This is a genomic window from Phascolarctobacterium sp. Marseille-Q4147 (assembly GCF_017968825.1).
Lineage (GTDB): Bacteria > Bacillota > Negativicutes > Acidaminococcales > Acidaminococcaceae > Phascolarctobacterium_A.
Map to the genome: position 1 here is coordinate 218,582 of NZ_CP072874.1, position 23,330 is coordinate 241,911.

Here is a 23,330-nt window from a genome sequence, read left to right on the forward strand (position 1 = left end):
AAAAAGGCTGCCACGCAAGGTGACAGCCTCCTGAAAATACAATATTATGCTTCGTATTCAGCTAACTTTGCAGCAGCTTTCGGGCAGCCTTTTGCGGCAGCCAGTTCGAAGTAGGTCTTGGAGCAGATTTTGTGGCCCATAGCCAGATATTGCTCGCCCAGTTTGTACATATCTTCTGCGTATTCAATGTCCTTCAGCTTTGCAGCAGCCTTCGGGCAACCTTTGGCAGCAGCCAGTTCGAAGTAGGTTTTGCCGCAGATGCAGTGGCCCATGCCCAGATAATGCTCGCCCAGCTTATACATATCTTCTGCATATTCTATGTCTTTCAACTTAGCAGCAGCTTTCGGGCAGCCTTTGGCAGCAGCCAGCTCAAAGTAGGTCTTGGAGCAGATGCAATGGCCCATTGCCAGATAATGCTCGCCCAGGTCATACATATCTTGTGCATATTCCATGTCCTTCAGCTGTGCGATTGCTTCCTCGGAGCCTTTAGCGGCAGCCAGCTCCAGATAGGTTTTACCGCTGATGCAGTGGCCCATACCCAGATATTGTTTAGCAAGCATCAGGCAGCCTGCAACATATTCTTTTTCTTTGGCTTCGGCAGCAGCAATTTCCTCATCGGTAACGCCTGCTTTTTCTTTGAACCATGCCATGATAGCGTCCATGTCTTCAGCCTTGTGCAGCACGCTTCTGAATTTATAGTCAATCACCTTGGTAGTATACAGGTACTCAACACCCAAATCCAAGTCAAAATAATCCAATCCGAAAAATGTCAGAATACCATCAATAACAACCTCAGCATTAGCAGGATCCTTCGCCAGCTTAGCAATTTGTAAATACTTTTCAGCAACAGTCGTCATTTAAAAAACCTCTCTTTTTCATTCTTTTGTAAGAATAATCAATTATTAGTTCCTTCGGAACCAATATAATCATATCACGATTGAAATTAATTATCAACTATTATATGGGAAATAGTGGGAGAAAGGGAGATGGTATGCTCAAAACATCAAAACACCTTCGGGATCATACGAGGTTTTAGTTCCAAAATGTTCAATTTTCGTATTATACTTAGCACCCAAATTATAAAAACGCAGGCTATCCTTCGTCAGGTCAGCAATCTTAAGCAGCTCGTTTTGTAAAAAAGCATAGTCATGTGGTTCTACCAAACATTCAAATACAGAATTCTGTACCCGTTGCCCATACTTCAAACACATTTTGGCAATCTTGTTAAGTCGTCTCCTACCAGCAGCATCCTGAGTGTTAACATCATATGTTACCAATATCAGCATAGTATTTTCTCCTCACTTCCACAAATAGCTCGGATATTCATCTATATCTCCGCTTATATATCTGGCTAAAAGCTGCGCCTGAACAAAAGGCACTAATCCCCATGGTATTTTTTCTTGCAAAAACGGATGCATAATTACATCTTGCTTGCGTTTTTGCCAAGCTTCAAAAAACGTCTTTCTTCCATCGTCATTTAATAGTACACTGCCATTTTCCTGATTATTAAATGATTTTTCATTTATCACACGATTATTAATCAACGTAAGCACAAATCTATCTGCTATAATGCTACGAAATTCTTCCATCAAATCAAGCGCTAAAGACAACCGCCCTGGCCTATCCCGATGCATGAAACCAATATACGGATCCAAACCGGCTCCTTCAAGCGCGGCAGCACAATCATTAGCCAAAATAGTATATGCAAAGGATAATAGAGCATTTACCGGATCAGTCGGAGGCCTTTTATTTCTATTAGTAAACCTAAAATAAGCCTTATTTTGCAATACAAGCTCATTAAACTGAGCAAAATACAAGCTAGCAGCATCTCCCTCTAATCCTCTCAGTACCGCCAAATCGGTACATTTTCTGGACAGTCTTGTTAAACGCATAATTTCACGGCTGGCTTGTTCAATATTAGCTACATCAACAGTTAAAGCATGGTCCCGTTTGGCACGCTCCAAAACGCTGCGAGAATTATACAGTTTACCAACAATAAAATTACGCGCTATTTTACAGCTAAGCTCCTCTGAATCCGAAATCCGATACTGTTCTTTGCGTAACAATACATTGCTGTTATTATGTCCCATAACTCTCGCCAGAAATCTTCCGCTTGGTTTATAAAAACATACGGCTATACCATACTCAGCACATTTTCCCAATAACGCCGGACTCGCTCCCATATAGCCAAAATATAAAATTTGCTCAAACATACGCAATGGTAATTTTTTTATTACAGCACCATTCCTGTTTATTACCACGTTTTCATTGTCCAGCGATAAATAGACGTCTTCACTTGTCACAAACAAAGTATTCAGTAAATGTCTCATAATGCATCCTCATTTAAAAATTTTGCATAATAATCTGCCACAACCGTTTTTCTGCATATAACCGGTAAGCAAATATCCTTTAAAGAACATAAGCTACAGCCTTTTTTAGGCTTAACATTCGGTGTATAGCCCTGTCTATAATAGTTATGCATTTCACGCAACATAGATTCTACATTTTCACGCATAGAAGCAGTAAAAGCAATCTCTTCCCGACGATGTGTTTCATTATAATATAAAGCACCTTTAGGTATATCAACATGTAGCATTTCTTCCAAACACATAGCCTGACAGCATAATTGTAATCTGTCAGCATCAATCAGCTTACTCTTTCCGCGCTTATACTCTATGGGATAAGGGTGCCACAATCCTTCACGTCCATATAAAGTGCATCCGTTTTCAGTCTTACTGAATTCGACAACATCACATTGTCCTGAAACACCTAATCTTCTTGAAAAGATACTCAAGGAACGTGTAATTAACAGATTACCGCGTTTTTCTATAAAGCCATCATCATGACAACGTTCATGGACTATGTTACCTTCAATGGTTCTGACATTTTCCTGCCATTGGTTTTCTATATGAATCAACGCCCATTGTCGACGGCAAAAGCAAAAATGCTGAATACCTGATAATTGTAAGAATTCATCTTCACAATATTCCATAAGAATTCTCCTTTCCCTTTTAGCTAATCAGAATACATCATTTGTGTTAACAAAACCGAAAATCCAACCTTGTTCCGTATTTCAATCCACGCTCCCTCGCGGGAGCGAGCAGCGCGAGAGCATAAGACGCGATTATCGGACGCATTTCAATCCACGTTCCCTTGCGGGAGCGACCTTGGTCTGTCTTAACCGCATTGCGGTGACACCATTTCAATCCACGCTCCCTCACGGGAGCGACCCTTGTCACTAAAGAGGATGCGGAAAAGCGTGTCAGAATTTCAATCCACGCTCCCTCACGGGAGCGACTAGGGAGGTGACATAATGACAATAGAGAACAGACAATTTCAATCCACGCTCCCTCACGGGAGCGACTTTGACCTCGCCGCGCATTGTCGCTGTGAGGAATTATTTCAATCCACGCTCCCTTACGGGAGCGACGCAAAACCTGTGTTGCTGTACTCGCGTACATCTGATTTCAATCCACGCTCCCTTACGGGAGCGACCGGCACGATTTATATTTTTGCCGTCAGCGCCTACGATTTCAATCCACGCTCCCTTACGGGAGCGACATAGTGCTCCTGCAGATTTGAAATACTACAAAGCAAATTCAATCCACGCTCCCTCACGGGAGCGACCGTGCGCCAACTCTAGCGCCGGCCGCGGACACAAATTTCAATCCTCGCTCCCTCGCGGGAGCGACCAATAACAGCGTATCAGTTGCGCCAATGTAAATCATTTCAATCCTCGCTCCCTCGCGGGAGCGACATATTACGTTTCCCTTTACCTTTTGGAATTTTGTTATTTCAATCCTCGCTCCCTCGCGGGAGCGACTGGCAGCCTGCGTCAATCATTTTTTCAAAGAAATTTCAATCCTCGCTCCCTCGCGAGAGCGACACTGCTAACATTACCGCCGTCACCTAAACTAACAATTTCAATCCTCGCTCCCTCGCGGGAGCGACAAAGCTCTAAAAGGTTTTAGTAAGCAGCGTTATAATTTCAATCCTCGCTCCCTCGCGGGAGCGACCTATAGATACCATGCTCTTAGAGTGGCAACGAAAATTTCAATCCTCGCTCCCTCGCGGGAGCGACCAAACGGGTAGAAGGTTGGGCTGCAGATGTGTATATTTCAATCCTCGCTCCCTCGCGGGAGCGACCGTTGTGCCGAAATTTCCCTTGCTGATGAATCATCACATTTCAATCCTCGCTCCCTCGCGGGAGCGACATTCTGCTATATTAAACTATCTTAATATACCAGTAATATTTCAATCCTCGCTCCCTCGCGGGAGCGACTATGATGACGATGTTGTATATCCTAATGACATCATTTCAATCCTCGCTCCCTCGCGGGAGCGACCAAGATGAAAAATGCTGGGATTGGTTACTTATTATTTCAATCCTCGCTCCCTCGCGGGAGCGACGTCTTGCTAAAGCCGTTAATGGTTTCAAATCTTGCATTTCAATCCTCGCTCCCTCGCGGGAGCGACATTGTTGTGCTTCTGATTTTAAGCAGGCACCAAAAGATTTCAATCCTCGCTCCCTCGCGGGAGCGACTCCTGGCTGTGCAGGACCTGCAAGCCTATTGGCTATTTCAATCCTCGCTCCCTCGCGGGAGCGACTGGGTAACTTCTCAAAAAGCGTGGACGGATGGACATTTCAATCCTCGCTCCCTCGCGGGAGCGACACTGAGGACTTGGGTGAAAGCGACGTTTACGATGAATTTCAATCCTCGCTCCCTCGCGGGAGCGACCGGTTGAGCCGACGGCAGCAGGCCTGGTTACAATATTTCAATCCTCGCTCCCTCGCGGGAGCGACCCATAACCCGGATAGCGGTCGCGGCCGTCACGCACATTTCAATCCTCGCTCCCTCGCGGGAGCGACGCCTATAAGCTCCGATTCTTCTACCCATATATCAATTTCAATCCTCGCTCCCTCGCGGGAGCGACCATTCAAGGAGGAATTTAAAATGACTACACGCATGATTTCAATCCTCGCTCCCTCGCGGGAGCGACGTAATATAGATTCATTTGTGTATAGTAATACTTATATTTCAATCCTCGCTCCCTCGCGGGAGCGACCACGGTTATAGGAACCGGTACGAAACATATCAACATTTCAATCCTCGCTCCCTCGCGGGAGCGACCTCCTTAAATAAAGACCAAGGCATAAAATGTTAAATTTCAATCCTCGCTCCCTCGCGGGAGCGACGCTATTACCTTTGAGTCCGCTCGCTATGTTGCTATTTCAATCCTCGCTCCCTCGCGGGAGCGACCGCAGTAACCCCGTTTGGTATAGTATATACAAGCAATTTCAATCCTCGCTCCCTCGCGGGAGCGACGCAGTAACCCCGTTTGGTATAGTATATACAAGCAATTTCAATCCTCGCTCCCTCGCGGGAGCGACCACGGTTATAGGAACCGGTACGAAACATATCAAATTTCAATCCTCGCTCCCTCGCGGGAGCGACCACGGTTATAGGAACCGGTACGAAACATATCAAATTTCAATCCTCGCTCCCTCGCGGGAGCGACGAGGAGCAGGGAATGGAAGTTCACTACAAGTTTAAGATTTCAATCCTCGCTCCCTCGCGGGAGCGACCCCAAATTTTCTTGTTGTTGCCGGTTGCCCATGCATATTTCAATCCTCGCTCCCTCGCGGGAGCGACTGTTATTTCATACTTGCTTCAATTTCTTCTGCCGTATTTCAATCCTCGCTCCCTCGCGGGAGCGACACGGCTATACATTAGATAAGACCAAAGTCACATGGATTTCAATCCTCGCTCCCTCGCGGGAGCGACTATAACTTAATCTATAATGAGTGGTTTCGTGATGAATTTCAATCCTCGCTCCCTCGCGGGAGCGACTCTATATGAGATTTAAAACAATCTTTGATACCTACATTTCAATCCTCGCTCCCTCGCGGGAGCGACTCTGAACTTACTGACCCTAAAAAACTTATGGATATTTCAATCCTCGCTCCCTCGCGGGAGCGACATAATGGCATTAGTACAATTTATGCTGATTTGTCAATTTCAATCCTCGCTCCCTCGCGGGAGCGACAAGAAGAAAAAACTCTCAATATAGATGTTATCCATATTTCAATCCTCGCTCCCTCGCGGGAGCGACCATTAGCAACAAGGTTGCAAGCTGTTTCATAGTCCGATTTCAATCCTCGCTCCCTCGCGGGAGCGACAAAGGCTGCTAATCGTCAAGCACAGGTTGCTGAATTTCAATCCTCGCTCCCTCGCGGGAGCGACTTTAAGATTTTTGAGCCGTGGAACAGCGTGATTACATTTCAATCCTCGCTCCCTCGCGGGAGCGACTATCTAATTTTGTATCTTATCGCGATTTATCTGATTTCAATCCTCGCTCCCTCGCGGGAGCGACCTATCACGAGGACTTCGTTCTGATGTATCTTGGTATTTCAATCCTCGCTCCCTCGCGGGAGCGACCTTTATCCATAGAATCATCACGAGCAACAGCATATTTCAATCCTCGCTCCCTCGCGGGAGCGACTAGTTAGCGGAGAGGGCAGAAGCACCATTAACAATTTCAATCCTCGCTCCCTCGCGGGAGCGACTGATAGTCATGGATAATGTTACTACGCTCAGGAGTAATTTCAATCCTCGCTCCCTCGCGGGAGCGACGTGATTACGAAAGTTCCGACGCGAACTACCGCGAATTTCAATCCTCGCTCCCTCGCGGGAGCGACAATAATCAACTTGCGTAAACTTGCAGGGCATTAAATTTCAATCCTCGCTCCCTCGCGGGAGCGACAGTACCGCCACGAGCATCAATTTCATAGTAACGCTATTTCAATCCTCGCTCCCTCGCGGGAGCGACTTTTATTAACACCTTGCTGATAGGTTAAATCAGCACATTTCAATCCTCGCTCCCTCGCGGGAGCGACTTAGAACCAAGATCAAATACCATATTACCGTCAGATTTCAATCCTCGCTCCCTCGCGGGAGCGACGTGGTATTTTATACTTAGCTCCATTAATAGTTACATTTCAATCCTCGCTCCCTCGCGGGAGCGACCAACTTGCCTTAAGTGTAGTATACCACAAAATGAATTTCAATCCTCGCTCCCTCGCGGGAGCGACGCCGATACTTTACGGACATCGCGAGGAAACCAACCATTTCAATCCTCGCTCCCTCGCGGGAGCGACTCACTCCTTTTTTAAAACAAAACCATGATCCAAAGATTTCAATCCTCGCTCCCTCGCGGGAGCGACTATAAAGCAATTATGCAAATGAAGTTTGGCCTCATATTTCAATCCTCGCTCCCTCGCGGGAGCGACTGTAGCCATACGGCCAAAGTCGCTCCAGCGTAGGAATTTCAATCCTCGCTCCCTCGCGGGAGCGACGAATAGTTTAGGATAATAGATTTTGAAAGCGAGATTTCAATCCTCGCTCCCTCGCGGGAGCGACATCATGGCGTCCCCTTGCTGCAATCCCACGGAAATTTCAATCCTCGCTCCCTCGCGGGAGCGACACGCTGCCCGCAAAAATATATCCGCGCTGAGAAGCTGATTTCAATCCTCGCTCCCTCGCGGGAGCGACGCCGATGTGTTCAACCTTGCTATAAATACAAGCATTTCAATCCTCGCTCCCTCGCGGGAGCGACCCTACGCAGGACAATTTAAAGCAGCTGACACAAGATTTCAATCCTCGCTCCCTCGCGGGAGCGACACCGTTAGACGGAGCGTTGTTCAGATTGCAGGCATTTCAATCCTCGCTCCCTCGCGGGAGCGACTTGCTCAGTACATAGCCCTCGTAGATTGGCAGGTAATTTCAATCCTCGCTCCCTCGCGGGAGCGACTATGTATGGTATACCCGGCATGATGGGTCATTTCTATTTCAATCCTCGCTCCCTCGCGGGAGCGACACTGTCTTCCTTTTCGCTGCTACTGGACTATATGATTTCAATCCTCGCTCCCTCGCGGGAGCGACGGAGCTTCTGCTCTTTCTGCCAATTATAATCTTGGCATTTCAATCCTCGCTCCCTCGCGGGAGCGACCGCTTGCTATGCAGGACGACCTTGTTAATATGCAATTTCAATCCTCGCTCCCTCGCGGGAGCGACTGATTATCATGAGGACTTCGTTTTGATGTATCTCGGTATTTCAATCCTCGCTCCCTCGCGGGAGCGACCTTGCGTCTGCACCTTTGAAAAGAGTGATAATATAAATTTCAATCCTCGCTCCCTCGCGGGAGCGACATAAAGGACCTTGGAAAACTGACTTTGACGCAAATTTCAATCCTCGCTCCCTCGCGGGAGCGACAGCATCAAAACAAATTACTTCTCTATTCATTTAAATCAAGCATTTTTTGCGAACTAGCTAAATTCAAATCCTTATAAATTTTATTTTGATGTGAGAAAACTTATAGCTTTCCCATTCTAGCTCAAGTTGCGAACCTAAGCTAAATTTTATGTTCCATATAACTTCGCACCAAGAACCTAAATCACACAAACACTAATTGCTCACAGAAGAAATAAGCTTAAATCATACGTGTGCAGCTTACGCCTTCAGGAAGTTTATTTTCTGCAACTTCAACGTCATAGTCATTATAACTTCTGGCAGCAATAACTCCTTCCTTGCGCTTAACACTAACAGTATCAAACAACTTGTATGCAGGAGCATTACCAAGTTCTGTAGCGTGCTTAAATACTATAAGCTCACGTACAGCCATATTGCCACGAGCAGCAGAATGATCGTATTCAAACATATTGATAATTGCCTGCCACAATAAAGTCAAATCATCTTCACTAAATCCAGTTACTTTACGTGCAAGATTTGCAGAAATATAACCATCTACACGGTATAATGCGTACGGAACAATATATTTACGGCCCATTTCTGTGCTCTTATTTTCTGCATCCTTTTTAGTTGTAATAGCAACTCTGGTAATTGTAACTTCTTGTGTCACAATCGGATCAATACTACGAGCAAAGCCCAACTGCACAGGACCGCGAACCTGACCACAATTCAAAGCAGCCTTTACGAATGTAGTCATAACTGCACCAAAAGTACGAATATCAAAGAAATTATTGCACATAAATTGGCAAATTTTCTTATCAATTTCAGGATCGTCTTTTTTTAATTCCTTAATTTTCTTTTCATCAGTGCCAAACGCAATATATGCAGTATTATCGCTTTCATTCAGAGGCACACCATCTTTAATATAGATTTTATAGCCTTCTTTGTCTTCGCACATCGTCTCGACACAATTTCTGATTTTGCGTTTCAGGCAAACATCAGTAACGATACCATAACCAGTTTCAGGATCAATACGCGGCATGTTGCCTGCATCCGGGTCACCATTCGGATTACCGTTTTCTACATCAAACAAAATTGTAAACTCATATCTGTTTTTGATTACTTCAGCCATTTATTCTTCCTCCTTTTTCTGATGATAATATCCGAGAACAAATTCACCTTGTTCCGGCAAACTTAAGCGATCAGGCATTGCATTATTTTCTATTTCAATCTTATTCATAAGTTCACCAATCAACTTTTCAAAATCTTTTACAGTGCCTTTTTGTGATGAAATTTTCTTCAAATGCGTATTGGCCAGCTTAGTCAACAGCGGAAAAGTCATGCTAGGATTGGCACATGCAGAATTAAAATAGCGATCCTTTATAGTACTATTAATACCTGGATTAGCTTTTTTCTGCAAATCCTCAAATACTGCAAATAATCTTCCTAACACATAAGGTACTTTTTTACATTCTTTATTCAATGCCACAGTAATAACCTCCTCATTATATTTGTAATTTCTTATCAAACAAGCCTTAATTATTGCTGCTTTGATTCTGCTGATTTTGGTAATATTTTTATCAGGATTATCCTGATCAGCCTTTGCTCGTAAAATTGTATTCTGATACAAAGCTTCAGGATATTTTGTACCACTTAAAATGCTACGTAAGACAGCACCCGCCAACAATGGTGAAGCAGCCTTATCTTTGGAATTTTTATTAGCCGTTTCCTGCAAAATTTGCCATAATGGTATACTTACTCTGTTATCAAAAACCGGTTTGATGATTTCAAATTCACGAAAATATTTTTCATAATTCTTAATAAAATCACCAAAGGTATTGGTAAAGAAAAATCGTACTGAAATTCTCGCAGCATTAGGCGACAACCCCAAAATATAAAACTTATTATCCGGTTTAACCGTAAAATCACTAATCTCAAACGGCTCACCAATTCGAACTTTTTTAAAAAAGCCCTTAATATCCTTGTCTTTGACAATCGCATTAGCACTGCTAAAAATATCGTTCAAAACATTTTCATTGTCTTCATCTGCTCCTTCTGCCCAAAAGACAACAGTCATATCACCAATACGCAGATAATTTCTGTCATTTGATAACAACGTATTCAATGCTGTTGTATAAGCAAAGGCAGCATACTCACTGACCGGTGCATTGTCGCCCTGCTTATGCTCATATGATTCATAAGCAGGAGCATTAAATGCTACAAATGACGCACCAGATGACTTTGCCCCATATAATCCCTTTATATTAGGATGCAGACGAGCAACGGGAGCAGTCTTGCCTGTAACCAAACATATTTCTTTAGCTACATTCGTAGCTTGCTGGCTTTTATAAGAATCCCACGCCCGTTTTATTTCTTCATCCTGTTCTACACTTTCGCCATCAACCTTAAACATCAGGTTAGCTGAACCCAGTAAATCTTCCATGTAAGGCTGCAAAAGTATATTTTCATACGCTAATTCCGGTTTCCAAGTTGCAAAAAATGCTTTTAGTGCCGTTGCTTTTTCACCAACAGCATCTGCTAATATTTCCTGACATTTTTGCGCCATTGTCTCAAAGCATTTCTTACTGCGACTAGCTTTACCACTAACATCTAGCCCCAAAACATATTTTGCATTATCCCACAAAAATTGTGCCTCAATGTCAGAAGTACGTTTCGGCGCTTCCGGCAGTAAGATATTCTGTGGTACTTCGACTGTTTTCTTGCCTTTTTGCCTAGGAATTTTCAAAGAAAAAAGATTTAGTAACCTTCCCTGTTTATCAATATTCAGCGCATAAGATATTTTAGCAGTTCCCCAACCAGGTTTCGCAACCTTGCCTTTAGCAGCTAAAGCCTCATAATAATCTACTAATGCATGCAGTATCATTTGTATACCTCACATTGCGTAAGATCTATTACGCCATTGACAAATACAGCTCTAAAAAACATAGGCTTGATGTTATTTAAATCGCTATAATCCATGTCATAGAGCATCAATCCTAAATCACGATTTTCAGCAATCGTAGGCACATTGTTAAAATCATACATACGATAATTCACCGGAAATTCTCTACAACCAAAGTATGGTGTATGGTAACATTGGCCTTTAGTAATGCGTCGCTTGATTATATCCTGAAACTTACCAGGATTATCGCCTGCATTAGCTTTATCCGTCATTTCAAAATGCGCTTCGATAACATAATGCACATCCTTGAGTACCATTGACGCACGCTGCTGAATTTCTCCCTTAGTTTTTGTATTGATATATAAGTCTTTTCCATCTGCACCATTAATAACTCTACAAGCATTACTACCACTTGCTTTTGAGCTAATTTCATTACGTCTTATATTAGTAAAACGAACAGGGCTAAGCAGATAGATTTTGTCTATTCGCCAACACATACCCGGGTGCCAGTATATACTTTCCAAAATACCACGTGCAGCCGATGGAGTAATTACATCATAAGACATTCTTTCTACAGAAAGTTCAGGCCTGCTAAACAATGCATAATCACCCCAAACCTCTAATTTAATACTCACATTATCACCGCCTTTAATTTTTCATTGTTGTGCTTCTGAGTTAATTTTATACCCAATATTATCTTTTGTCAACTCATCTCAAAAAAGCTTGCATAAAAAACTTGTTTTTGTTAGTATACTATTGTCATGATTTTTTTCATGTGGATAGAAATATTGTTGTGCTACTGTAGCAATCACACAAATAGAGACGGGTATCTCCGTCTCTATTTGTTTTTTAAGTTAAAAGAACACGCCAACACCATCATCAATATTTACTATCAATCCCTTATGGACATCATAAATACTCATATCAGCCAATACATTAATGTTTTCGTCAATAACATCAATAACTCCTGCTCCTTGCAACTTAAGAAATTGATTTTCATAAACATTTACTATATACTGTCCTGCTTTTCTCATCAATGAACGGTTACATACGCCAGCACGCAGTTGTTCCAACAACTTCTTGCTGACATCATCACTTGGAATAAAAACTCCTCGACCAGTTTCACCTATAATCTTAAAATCCGAAGCAATATCTTTAAACAGCATTTCTTTATCAGACATCTTCATAATATTATGTGCATCCAAACTCTCACCTTTGTATTCATGCAAGAGATCAAAATATTTTTTTATTGCCGCAGTAGATGAAACATCATCAACTTCTTGTAAAAGCATTTGCGTAATTTCTCTTGGCAATTTTATAAAACTGGGAATTTTAGTATCATCATTCTTAATTTCAAATATATAAACAATACTCTCTTCTAACAGCCTTTTATTTTCACGATTACACCTGCCGGCTGCCTGAATTATACTATCTAAGCCGGCAATTTCACGATAAACTACCGGGAAGTCCACATCGACACCCGCTTCAACAAGACTGGTAGCTACAAGCTTACACGGCAAATTATTCTTAAGTCGTTCCCTAACTTCAACCAAGATTTTTCGTCTATGCTGCGGATACATAAAAGTTGATAAATGATAGCAACCATCTCCGTTCAAGCCATCAAAAATTTTCTGTGCAGCTTTTTTAGAATTAACAATACATAATACCTGTTTATGTATATTAAGTTGTGCAACCAAAGCTTCTGTGTCCTCAAAATCAGTCTTTTCATAATGAACACGCCTAAAAAAATCATACAAATCATCTACATTAGAACAAATTTCATGTAGTTGTACATCTTCAGTAAAATATTTATTCAAACTAGGCTGCGTTGCTGTACACAATACCGCAGTCACATGATAATTACTTACTAATTCCCCTATAGCTCGCATACAAGGAATTAAATAATCATTAGGCAACATCTGTGCTTCATCAAAAATCACAATACTGTTAGCAATATTATGCAACTTACGACAACGACTCGTTTTATTGCCATATAATGATTCAAAAAACTGCACATTAGTCGTTACAATAATCGGTGCATCCCAATTTTCTGTTGCCAACTTTTTACGTTCATTTTCTTTTTGTTTATTATCACTAAATTCTGCATCATCATAATCAACATTCATATGATGTTCAACTACATTCTCACTTCCTACGATAGAACGAAAAACATCAGCGGTCTGCTCAATAATGGAAGTATAAGGAATCACATAGATAATACGTTCTTTATTTTTATATTGCATAGCATGCTCTAAAGCAAAACCAAGCGACGCGATTGTTTTACCGCCACCAGTAGGAACAGTTAACGTATAAATGCCTTCTTGACCATGAGCTGCATTAATACATTCTTCACGAATTTCCGTACGTTTTTCATTCAATTTATTTGTAGGATTACCCCAAGCCATGATATAGGCATTATATCGTTTGTATAGCTCTTCTAAATCAGAAAACTCTCCTCTCTTCAGAGTATTAGGTCGCATAAACCTTTCCGTATCTAAGAAATCAGCATCTACCAAACAGGAAAATAGCATTCTTGTGAAAAACATATCTGAAAATGTATCATTAAAATTTGGAAACAGTTTTCTGTTTACATTTAATTCAGGCAATTCGTTTTTAAAGACACTATAATCTAAATTTCCTCCTAATACCTTTCTCATACGGGCTACCAAAGTCCCGTTATTAATATCGCCTCTAACGCCAAGATTCATTAAACCACTATGATGACCTGCAATACAAAAAGCGAATGGTAAAAAATATCTTCCAAGTAATTGTGCCCCTGCAGTTGAATGATCTACTTTGGGTCCATTCTGTTGAATTCGTTTCTGAAAACCAATAGAATACTTTCCAACATCATGATATAAGCCTAGCAGCTTTCCTATTTCTTCCATTGTAAATTTTTTGGCAAACTCAGCACATAAAGTACTTGTTCCATTCAAATGTTCAAAGAGAGCTTGTTCTCTATTTTCGCCATCATCACTTCTATGTCCAATATACTTCATCTTTACTTATCCTCCTAATATCAAAAGTTTTTCCTCATATACTCACTTAGAAAATTCTCCATAAAACTAACGTTCTCCTCCCTCCTACCTCACACGTATCCGCCTGCCTTCGCCGTTCGCCAGGAAAATCTCGCCCAGCTGCAATTTGCCGTCCACAATCTTAAAGACATCGCTTTCAAACGTGCCCACCTTGGTTTCAATCTCCACATTACTGAACGCCAGCTCACCGCTCTGGTCGCTGAAGCTGCCGCGCAGGCTCAAAAACGGCACCACCATGTACGTTCCCTTACCCGTAGAAAAGCTGCCGTATACCAAATTATTGCCATGCGGTCCCTCGTTGCGGAACTTAATCTTCAAATCAACGCTCGTATTTATCTTGCTGCTTTTGGCAGCCAGCGAAGCCATCAGATCCTTGCCGTCAACGTCGATTTTGTAATAGCGATTATCAAAATGATACAGGCCGATAGCATCAAAGGTGCCGCCGAAAATACTGCCTGTTACATCGTGAAAGGTTATCAGCGCATTTTCATAATGGTAGGTGCCGTCGATATTCGTAAAATACAAATCGTTCAGATGCAGCTCCTTCAGCGCCAGTGCACCATCAATCACAGGTTTTTTCAGGCTGCCGGTCATCTGCCCGGTCACCGTCATCGCATCCTTAACATTTTTCATGCCCAGCGAATCCGGAATAACATCATACAGGCAGATGTTGATATTCACCTTCTGCTCCCCCTTCAGGTCGCAGGTGCCGTCAATATTCAGTCCCTTGCCTGCAATGCTGCCGCCGTAGCGTCCTGCCGCCAGATGCAGCTCCAACTGCTGATGCTCATGTATCTGCGCCGTTCCCTCCACGTCATTCAAAATAAAATTACGCTTTTTATATTCCGCTGACAGCACCGTATCATGCAAAATCAGCTTAATATTCGGCAGTCTGCCCTTAATCTGCAGATGGCGCTTTTCCATAGGCACCTCGTCCAGCAGAATTTTTTCCTCCGCCGTCTTTTTATTCTGCAGGATATCCAGGCGCATTTTATCATCAAAGCCAAGATGAATATAAGCATTGTGCAGCTCAACCTCCTGCACCGTATCAATGCCTGCTATGCGCAGTATGATGTCCTTCGGCTTAATTTTGATGCGTCCCTCCGGCACATCCACCAGGCGTTCGTTCTCCGGCGAATCCCAGGTCAGGTTTTTAAAATATACATTGCCCCAGATATCGGCGCGCAGCTCCTCGGCCATCACCGTGCCTGTCAGCACCTGCTGCTTTGCCATATAATAATTAAAAAGCTCCGCCGCATGACGGCTTGCACGCTGCGCCAAAAAGAAATAAACAGCGCCGCCCACCGCCAGCAGGCAGACTACCAGCGTTACAAGATGAGTTTTAGATAATCTGCGTATTGCCTGCAACATATAATCACCACTTTCGCTTATGAATCTTCCTAAGCTCAGTATATCACCACGCCGAAACGCCCGCAACTAATAGCAAAGGCACAGCAGACCTGTCACCAGCATCTGCTATGCCCCTATATCTATACATATTAAATTATTATTTCAGGAAGTACGTTCCGTCGGCAGCCTCCGCCACAGCGGCGGCAAAAAATGCCTGCGCCAGCTCTGCCAGATACGCCGTATCCTTAACGCCGGCCATCTCATAGGCGGAATGCATCGCCAGCTGCGCCAGGCCTATATCCACCGATTTGATTGCTACCTGGCTTGTAGAGATATTGCCTAAGGTTGAACCGCCTGCCATATCCGAACGGTTATAGAAAAGCTGCAGCGGCACGTTCGCATTTTTAGCCAGCAGCTGCACCAGCGCGCCGGATACCGCGTCCGTAGTATATTTTTGGTTAGCACTGTATTTGACAACTACGCCCTCATTAGGATAGGTCTTGTTCGTCAGATCGTTCTTATCCGTATGATTGGGATGCACCGCATGAGCGTTGTCCGCCGAAAGCATCAGGCTGTTGGCCAGGGACACCAGATAATCCTCCTCGTCCCTGCCTAGTGCCATATTGATGCGCTGCAGCGCATCCTTTAAGAAGGTCGCCGCCGCGCCCTGCTTCGTGCCGCTGCCAACCTCTTCGTTATCCAGCATGCAGAATACCGGCACACTCTCGCCTGCTTCTGCCGCCAAAAAGCCCTGCAATCCTGCAAACACGCACTGCAGGTCATCCAGCCTGCTGCCGGCAACATATTCCTGCTCCAGACCCACGGTAGTCGCAGGCATTCTGTTGTAAAGGAAAAGCTCCGTATCTACAATCTGCTCTGCGGTAACACCGCAGGCCTCCGCCAACAGCTTCTGCAGGCCGTCCTTAGTTGCAGCACTGCCGATAAGCGGCAGCATATCCGTCTGCGCGTTCAGCTTAACACCATCGTTGGCTTCCCTGTTCATGTGGATTGCCAGATTCGGAATCATCATCAGGTCCTGCTCAACATTAACAAGGCGCGCTTCTAAGCGGCCGTCAACGTTGCACAGCACGCGTCCGGCAACGGAAAGCGGCCTGTCCAGCCAGGTGTTCAGCAGCATGCCGCCGTACTTTTCCACATTCAGCTTCACATACTTTTTGTCTACCACAATTTCGGCATTATTCTTCAGCTTGAACGCCGGCGAATCGCAATGGCAGGCGTAAACCTGAAAGCCCAGGTAAGCCTTTTGCGGAATCACAAAGGCCAGCAGTGCCGAACCGTTACGGCTCACATAATATTTGCCGCCTTCCTGCAGCTGCCATCTGCTGTTTTCCTGCAGCTCGGTAAAGCCATGCGCCGCCAGCTCCTCCTTAATATTTTTCACCGCGAAAAAGCTGTTAGGCGTTTTATCCAAAAAAGCACACAGCTTCGCATTCAGCTCCGTATAAGCCATTTCTATCTTTCACCTCTTGCAAAAATTCTTGGTATATTACTCTGCAAAGCGCTCACGCAGCAGCTTGATTTCCGCAGCGTAGCCCGGCAGCTCGTTCGGCGTTTCCAAATAAAACGGCAGGCTGCGCAGCGCCGGATGGTTAATCACCGACGTCAGCGCCTCCAGACCGATGTTGCCTGCACCGATGCACGCATGCCTGTCCTTATGACTGCCGCAGATATTCAGGCTGTCATTCAGATGCACAGCCTTCAAACGCTCCAGGCCGATAATTTTATCGAACTGCGCCAGTACGCCGTCCAAATCATTAACGATATCATAACCGCCGTCAAAAATATGACAGGTATCAAGGCAGACGCCCATCTTCTCGTTAAGCTGCACCTTGCTCAAAATAGCTGCCAGCTCCTCAAAGCTGCGGCCAACCTCCGTGCCCTTGCCGGCCATCGTTTCCAGCAGAACCGTGGTATGCAAATCCTTGTGCAGCACACTGTTGAGCAGCGCTGCTATTTTTTCTATGCCAACCTCAGCGCCCTGCTTCACATGGCTGCCGGGATGAAAATTATACATATTCCCCGGCACATATTCCAGCATCGCCAAATCGCCCTCCATCACCATCTGTGCAAACTCCAGCAGCTTTTCGTCCGCTGCACAGGGGTTCATCGTATACGGTGCGTGTGCCAGAATGGGCGCAAAATTATGCTCCCGCATCAAAGCGTTCAACGCCACCGCGTCCTCGGGTTTAACGGCCTTCGCCTTGCCTCCGCGCGGATTGCGCGTAAAAAACTGAAACGTATCGGCACCGATAGACAGCGCCGTTTTTCCCATCGCCAGAAAGCCCTTCGATGAGGATAAATGACAACCTATATGTAACACTTGCTCAATCTCCTTTGCTATTTTTCCACCAGCTGATAGCTTTCCGCCAACAGCTCCTGCACCAACGAAATGTCTGCATCCTTTTGCAGCATTACCGTCAGCCAATGCTTTTTATTCATATGATACGCAGGATAAAAATGCTGCCTGTCCACCAGCTGCTCAATCTTTGCCGGCGGCAGCTTAATATTCAAAACATCAACCTTCCCCGCCTTCGCTATGCCCAAGCTTTTATAGGGAATCGTCATAAACAAAGCGTACCATTTATTTCTCCGCGCCGTCTTAAAGGTAAAATTCTCCGGCGTTTCCGGCCACGGAGCGTCGGGTACAGTGCCGAAGCGCTGCGAGCAGTAATCCATCAGCTGCAGCTTAACGTTGCTCTTTATCAGGCACTGCGTTTTTATTTCTTCCAGTAATGCCTCTGCTTTCTCGCGCACGCTCATCACGTAACCGCTGATGTTATCGGCAACGTTAAAGGGCAGGTACTCCTCATCCGTATCGCGTTCCATAACATTTACGGATAAGGCCTTGCCTGCAAGCGTAACGACAGCGTAAAACTCCGTTTCCGGCAACACCTTACGCAGAGTAAGCCCTTCGCCCTCCTGCACAAAGCCGTAGGCCAGCGCCTTTTTTATATCAACATCATATTGCTCTAAAATCGGATAAAGCATTTCCGTTCTCCCCTGCAAACAAAATCAGCAACCCCGGCAGCCAATCAGCTAATCAGTCTGCCACAATCAGAACTCCGTCACAACCTCAAAGCGGTACTTTTGCTTAATTGCAGGATATTTTTCGCGGTCCATCTCGCTCATAAACATAGCGTAAGGACGAGCGCAAATTTTGAACGGAGCATACAGCGCCTGATACACCACCAGCTTTTCGCCTGTTTCCGTGTGCTCGGCAAAGGCCAGTATTTTATATAAGTATTCCGTCGTAGGATTTTCGACAGTTTCTCTTTTAAAATGGCGCACAATGTCGCCCATATGCATTTCTCTAGTCATGGTATTAACCTCCGTATTTTGTTTATATAATTATACTACAAAATACAGCTTATATGCCACGTGCTTCCGAGGTTAATAATTCTTCTAAATGTGTTTTCCAAAGACAAGCAGTTCAAGATAAAATTAAACAAGTATGTATAATATTTAACCGCAAATCTTTACCTTAGCCAAAGCCTCCTGAAACTTATCGCCCAGGGAAAAGAACAGCGGTGTATTAGCGCGCTTCACACGCTCCGCCTTCATCGCTTTATATGCCAATCTATCAGCAAGCTCATTAAAATACTCCTTGGAATGTCCTTTGACCTTTTTAAAAGTTATGCTCATCTTTTCTCTATGCTTCATAACTAATTGCTTGTACCATTCCTCCATGCTTGTCTTGCTTACAGAATGGCTTTTAGCCAATTCACCGATGGAACTATTATCATGCTTAATAATAAGATTCTTGATGTGTCTTTCCTTGGCCATCTTAATTGCCTTAGCTGCAGCAAGCAGCTCATGATTAGTGGAGGTAAGAGCGCAGTCCTCCAAATTCTCCGGGATCTCCGAATACTGAATAACCTCGCTGCTTGTAAGCAGTACTATACCGATAGAGCCAAAACGCCCAGTATCGCTATAGCTTGCATCAACATAGGCAATAGCACTGAAATCATCTACCGGATAATCCACATTGCTCATAAAAAGCCGCTCCAAATAACTCATTGACTTTGCTTCAAAGACCGACAACTGCTTTTTGAGTAATTTTATAGCTTTTTTATTTTTTGCTTCCTGCTTGGCAGCTTTTTTCAGCTGCTTCTTTAATTGCTTTTTCAAGGCTTTCTTCGTCATAATATATCCGCTCCTTTTTATATATTCAGTGCTGTTTTTTCATTTAAGGAATCTTATAAGTAAATTATATATGACGTCATGGACAGAAACTGTCGTTGCTCTCATAAAAAAGCTATAGAATAAAAATTTTGCATCACTGATGCTTAAATTCATCCTAAAAACAAAAAAGAGGACAACGTACCGCGAAAGTACATTATCCTCGTGCTGTTATAGGTAAATAACCGCCATACATCAAACAGCTTGCAAACAAAAACAGAGGATAGTGCTGTCATACACTATCCTCTGCTTTTTATTCCACCAATCAACTGTCACGATTGGACTAATTCTGGTGGAGATGAGGGGAGTCGAACCCCTGTCCGAAAATATTGCCATACAACTTTCTCCGAGCGCAGACGTCATACTTTGTTTCGCGCTGCGATTGCCTGACGACGGGCCTTCACATTGCTATCCTAAAGAGTTTCCCTTAAAGCCTATAGGAATCAGCCTTAAGGTATCCCACAATTGACTGTCATTCCTCACCCGCGGGAGGAGGCTCAGAGACAGTTAGCAGATTAAGCTGCTAAAGCGTATTCTTGTTCAGCGTTTATATTTAAACGTGCCCACCGATTATCGTGCAGATGGAACCACGGCTCGCTTATCATACCGCACCTACCCCCGTCGAAACCAGTACATCCCCAAATTGGAATATATCGGTGAAAGAGCCGATACGCTACAATGATATTTTACTATACTTTAGTCAAAAAGTCAAATCACTGTGCATGAAGAATTTGTGAATTCACCCGTCTATCAGCGATTCCTGTCCTTCAGCGCGCGCTCCATCTCGCGTTTAGCGTCGCGCTTGGCCATATCCTGACGCTTATCGTACAGCTTCTTGCCTACTGCCAGCGCCAGCTCCATCTTCACCAGACCATGCTTAAAGTACAGCTTGAGCGGTACAAGCGCATAGCCCTTTTCCTTCACCTTGCCGATGAGCTTATTAATCTCCGCACGGTGCAGCAAAAGGCGACGGCTGCGCAGCGGATCATGGTTAAAGATGTTGCCATGGTCGTAAGGACTGATGTGCAGATTATACACAAAGACCTCCGCCTGACGTGTTACCTGCGCATAGCTGTCCTTCATATTTGCCTTGCCCGCACGCAGGGACTTTACCTCCGTACCGGTCAGCGCAATGCCTGCCTCAAAGGTTTCGTAAATGGTAAAGTCATGGCGTGCCTTACGATTTTCTGCTATAATTTTAATCTTTTGTTCTGCCATAATTATCTGCTTTTCCTATTCTTTTTTCTGCTCTTTTTGCCGGATTTGCTGCCACCTTTAGAACTGCTCTTCGGTGCAGGCTTGCCGTGCTTAGCGCTGCGGCGTCCGGCCTCTTTATTCTTCGCACCCTTGTGCTTTTTCTTCTGCGTTTCCGCACTAATAGCGATGCTCTGCGAACTGCGTCCGCTGCTCGGCTTCTGCTTCATCAGCAGCTGCTGGCGGATGTGCTCACGCACGCCTGCGTTCTCCCCTGCCATGATGAAGTCGATGCTCACGTCGCTGATATTTACCTGCAGCACCTCAATGCGTACCTTATCGCCCAGGCGATAGGTGTGACCACTGTGCGTACCGACGAGCGCATAACGCTCCTCGTAATATTCGTAGTAATCGTCCATCAGGCTGGAAATATGCACCAGGCCCTCAACGCCGTTTTCCAGCTCAACGAACATACCGAAAGCCGTCACGCCGGAAATAACGCCGTCAAATTCTTCGCCGATATGGTCTGCCATATATTCGCACATTTTGAGGTCAACGGTTGCACGCTCCGCATCCGCTGCCGCACGCTCGCGAATAGAGGAATGGTCGGCAATAACGTCCAGCTTATCACCCAGCTTTTCGGCGTCTGCTTCCTTCAGTGTGGGCTTGGTCATCCAGGCACGCAGCAGGCGGTGCACAATCAAGTCGGGATAACGGCGGATCGGCGAGGTAAAGTGCGTATAATACTTCGCCGCCAAGCCAAAGTGACCGATGTTATCCGTCTGGTAAACTGCCTGCTTCATGGAGCGCAGCGCTACTGTTGTTACCAGGCGTTCTTCCGGACGGCCGGCGATTTCCTTCACGGCCTGCTGAATATCCTTCGGCTCCGTTTCTTCCTTAGGAATGAATTTAATATTAAAGTTTGCCAGCAGCTTAGCGAACTCCTGCATCTTTTCCTCGTTCGGAATATCGTGCACGCGGTAGATGAACGGCCAGTGCTGATTAAACATGTGCTGCGCAACGGTTTCGTTAGCCGCCAGCATAAACTCCTCGATAATAGACTCCGCATTGCCGTGGATGCGCTGCACAATCTCAATCGGATGCAGCTTTTCGTCCAGAATAACCTTCTGTTCCGGCAAATCAAAGTCCACAGCACCGCGGCGCGCACGCTTGTCATGCAAAATTTGGCGCAGAATATCCATGCGGGCAATCATCGGCAAAATGTCCTCATACTTGTCGCACATCTCCTTGTCGCCTGCCAAAATTGCACGCACAATATTGTAGCTCAGGCGATGACGGACATTGATAACCGCCGGGAAAATCTCGTAGCTGAGCACCTTGCCCATTTTATCGATATGCATCTCGCAGGCCATAGACAAACGGTCCTCACCTGCATTCAGGCTGCAGATGCCGTTCGACAGACGCTCCGGCAGCATCGGCAGTACGCGGTCGACAAGATAAACGCTTGTGCCGCGCTCTCTTGCTTCCTTATCCAGCACGCTGTCCTCGGTAACATAATAGCTGACGTCCGCAATATAAACGCCCAGCAGGTATTCGTTATCGTTAATCTGCTCTACATAAACAGCATCGTCCAAGTCTTTGGCGTCCTCGCCGTCGACGGTTACGACAGTGCGCTCACGCAGGTCACGACGTCCGGCCAGCTCGCTCTTTTTAATAGACTTCGGCACCTTGCGCGAAGCCTCCAGCACCTCATCAGGGAAGGTCAGCGGCAAATCATTCTGCTTGATAATCGACAGAATTTCCAAACCCACATCACCGATATTGCCCAAAACCTCGGTAACTTTGCCTTCTGCCTTGCGGTGCTCCTGCGGCCATTCGGTAATTTCTACTACTACCTTCTGACCGTCCTTCGCACCATTAAAATGCTTGCGCATAACATATACATCCTGACCGATGCGCTTATCGTCAGGCGTTACAAAGGCGAAATCACCGGTCTGGTGGAAAACGCCTACAACTTTATTATTAGCATGCGTGATGATACGCAGGATTTCACCCTCAGGCTTTTTGCCCTGCGCCGCATTATTCACACGCGCCAGCACGCGGTCATTGTTCATCGCACCATGCAAAGCACGCGGCGGAATGAACACATCCGGTCTGTCACCCTTGTTATCCGGAATAACAAAGCCAAAGCCCTTGCTCGTCAGCTGAAAGCGTCCTGCAACCAGGCCCATTTTCTCCGGCAGGCCATATGTTTCAAAGCGTGTTTTGATAATCTCGCCGTTCTGCTCCAGCGCCAGCAGCTCGTCCCAAAACTTATTGGGATTAACATCATGCCCCAGCGCATCCACCAGCTCCTCCGAGGTCATCGGTGCATAGCTTTCTTCACGCATAAAATTTAATATTTTTTCACGTATATCCTTCGTCTGCATAATTTT

15 protein-coding genes, 1 other RNA gene, 1 pseudogene and 1 CRISPR repeat array are annotated in these 23,330 nt (G+C 44.9%); all 17 genes and pseudogenes read right to left on the reverse strand.

Translation table 11 applies throughout. The features are described 5' to 3' along the window. Positions 1 to 44: 44 nt before the first annotated feature. On the reverse strand, positions 45 to 857 hold the full coding sequence (locus tag KAH19_RS00925; RefSeq protein ID WP_210684750.1) for a hypothetical protein: 813 nt from the start codon (positions 855 to 857) through the stop codon (positions 45 to 47). A 138-nt stretch (positions 858 to 995) separates the two neighbouring features. Continuing rightward, a complete protein-coding gene (gene cas2, locus KAH19_RS00930; protein ID WP_210684751.1) occupies positions 996 to 1,286 on the reverse strand; it encodes a CRISPR-associated endonuclease Cas2 in 291 nt (96 codons plus the stop codon). A gap of 12 nt (positions 1,287 to 1,298) precedes the next feature. Further along, positions 1,299 to 2,330 (reverse strand): type I-C CRISPR-associated endonuclease Cas1c, encoded by a 1,032-nt coding sequence (gene cas1c, locus KAH19_RS00935; protein ID WP_210684752.1) that lies wholly within the window; start codon positions 2,328 to 2,330, stop codon positions 1,299 to 1,301. Next, complete coding sequence (gene cas4 / locus KAH19_RS00940) at positions 2,327 to 2,992, reverse strand: CRISPR-associated protein Cas4 (protein ID WP_210684753.1); 666 nt, start codon at positions 2,990 to 2,992, stop codon at positions 2,327 to 2,329. The genes cas1c and cas4 overlap by 4 nt, the downstream gene beginning before the upstream one ends. A gap of 78 nt (positions 2,993 to 3,070) precedes the next feature. After that, positions 3,071 to 8,274: a CRISPR direct-repeat array (repeat unit 19 nt; unit sequence ATTTCAATCCTCGCTCCCT). Between the two features lie 217 nt (positions 8,275 to 8,491). Then, entirely contained in the window at positions 8,492 to 9,382 is an 891-nt protein-coding gene (gene cas7c / locus KAH19_RS00945; protein ID WP_210684754.1) for a type I-C CRISPR-associated protein Cas7/Csd2, read from the reverse strand. Continuing rightward, positions 9,383 to 11,134, reverse strand: a complete 1,752-nt coding sequence (cas8c, locus tag KAH19_RS00950) for a type I-C CRISPR-associated protein Cas8c/Csd1 (RefSeq protein ID WP_210684755.1) — start codon at positions 11,132 to 11,134, stop codon at positions 9,383 to 9,385. Then, positions 11,131 to 11,787, reverse strand: coding sequence for a type I-C CRISPR-associated protein Cas5c (gene cas5c, locus KAH19_RS00955; RefSeq protein WP_210684756.1), 657 nt, complete (start codon positions 11,785 to 11,787; stop codon positions 11,131 to 11,133). Before cas5c ends, cas8c begins: the two co-directional genes overlap by 4 nt. Positions 11,788 to 12,006: 219 nt before the next feature. Next, positions 12,007 to 14,151, reverse strand: a complete 2,145-nt coding sequence (gene cas3 / locus KAH19_RS00960) for a CRISPR-associated helicase Cas3' (protein ID WP_210684757.1) — start codon at positions 14,149 to 14,151, stop codon at positions 12,007 to 12,009. Positions 14,152 to 14,235: 84 nt separating this feature from the next. After that, a complete protein-coding gene (locus tag KAH19_RS00965) occupies positions 14,236 to 15,561 on the reverse strand; it encodes a hypothetical protein (protein ID WP_210684758.1) in 1,326 nt (441 codons plus the stop codon). Between the two features lie 136 nt (positions 15,562 to 15,697). Then, on the reverse strand, positions 15,698 to 17,011 hold the full coding sequence (locus KAH19_RS00970) for a M18 family aminopeptidase (protein ID WP_210684759.1): 1,314 nt from the start codon (positions 17,009 to 17,011) through the stop codon (positions 15,698 to 15,700). Between the two features lie 36 nt (positions 17,012 to 17,047). Next, positions 17,048 to 17,881 carry a deoxyribonuclease IV gene (locus KAH19_RS00975; protein ID WP_210684760.1) on the reverse strand — a complete coding sequence of 278 codons (834 nt, stop codon included), beginning with the start codon at positions 17,879 to 17,881 and terminating at the stop codon, positions 17,048 to 17,050. Positions 17,882 to 17,898: 17 nt separating this feature from the next. Further along, complete coding sequence (locus KAH19_RS00980) at positions 17,899 to 18,549, reverse strand: MmcQ/YjbR family DNA-binding protein (protein WP_210684761.1); 651 nt, start codon at positions 18,547 to 18,549, stop codon at positions 17,899 to 17,901. A 66-nt stretch (positions 18,550 to 18,615) separates the two neighbouring features. After that, positions 18,616 to 18,864, reverse strand: a pseudogene (locus tag KAH19_RS00985) (DUF1653 domain-containing protein); the annotation flags it as partial. A gap of 159 nt (positions 18,865 to 19,023) precedes the next feature. Then, positions 19,024 to 19,704 (reverse strand): RNase H family protein, encoded by a 681-nt coding sequence (locus KAH19_RS00990; RefSeq protein ID WP_210684763.1) that lies wholly within the window; start codon positions 19,702 to 19,704, stop codon positions 19,024 to 19,026. Positions 19,705 to 20,030: 326 nt separating this feature from the next. Then, positions 20,031 to 20,380, reverse strand: a transfer-messenger RNA (tmRNA) gene (gene ssrA, locus KAH19_RS00995). Positions 20,381 to 20,490: 110 nt separating this feature from the next. Then, positions 20,491 to 20,958, reverse strand: coding sequence for an SsrA-binding protein SmpB (gene smpB, locus KAH19_RS01000; protein ID WP_009146155.1), 468 nt, complete (start codon positions 20,956 to 20,958; stop codon positions 20,491 to 20,493). 2 nt (positions 20,959 to 20,960) lie between these two features. Then, on the reverse strand, positions 20,961 to 23,324 hold the full coding sequence (rnr, locus tag KAH19_RS01005) for a ribonuclease R (protein WP_371816690.1): 2,364 nt from the start codon (positions 23,322 to 23,324) through the stop codon (positions 20,961 to 20,963). Positions 23,325 to 23,330: the final 6 nt, after the last annotated feature.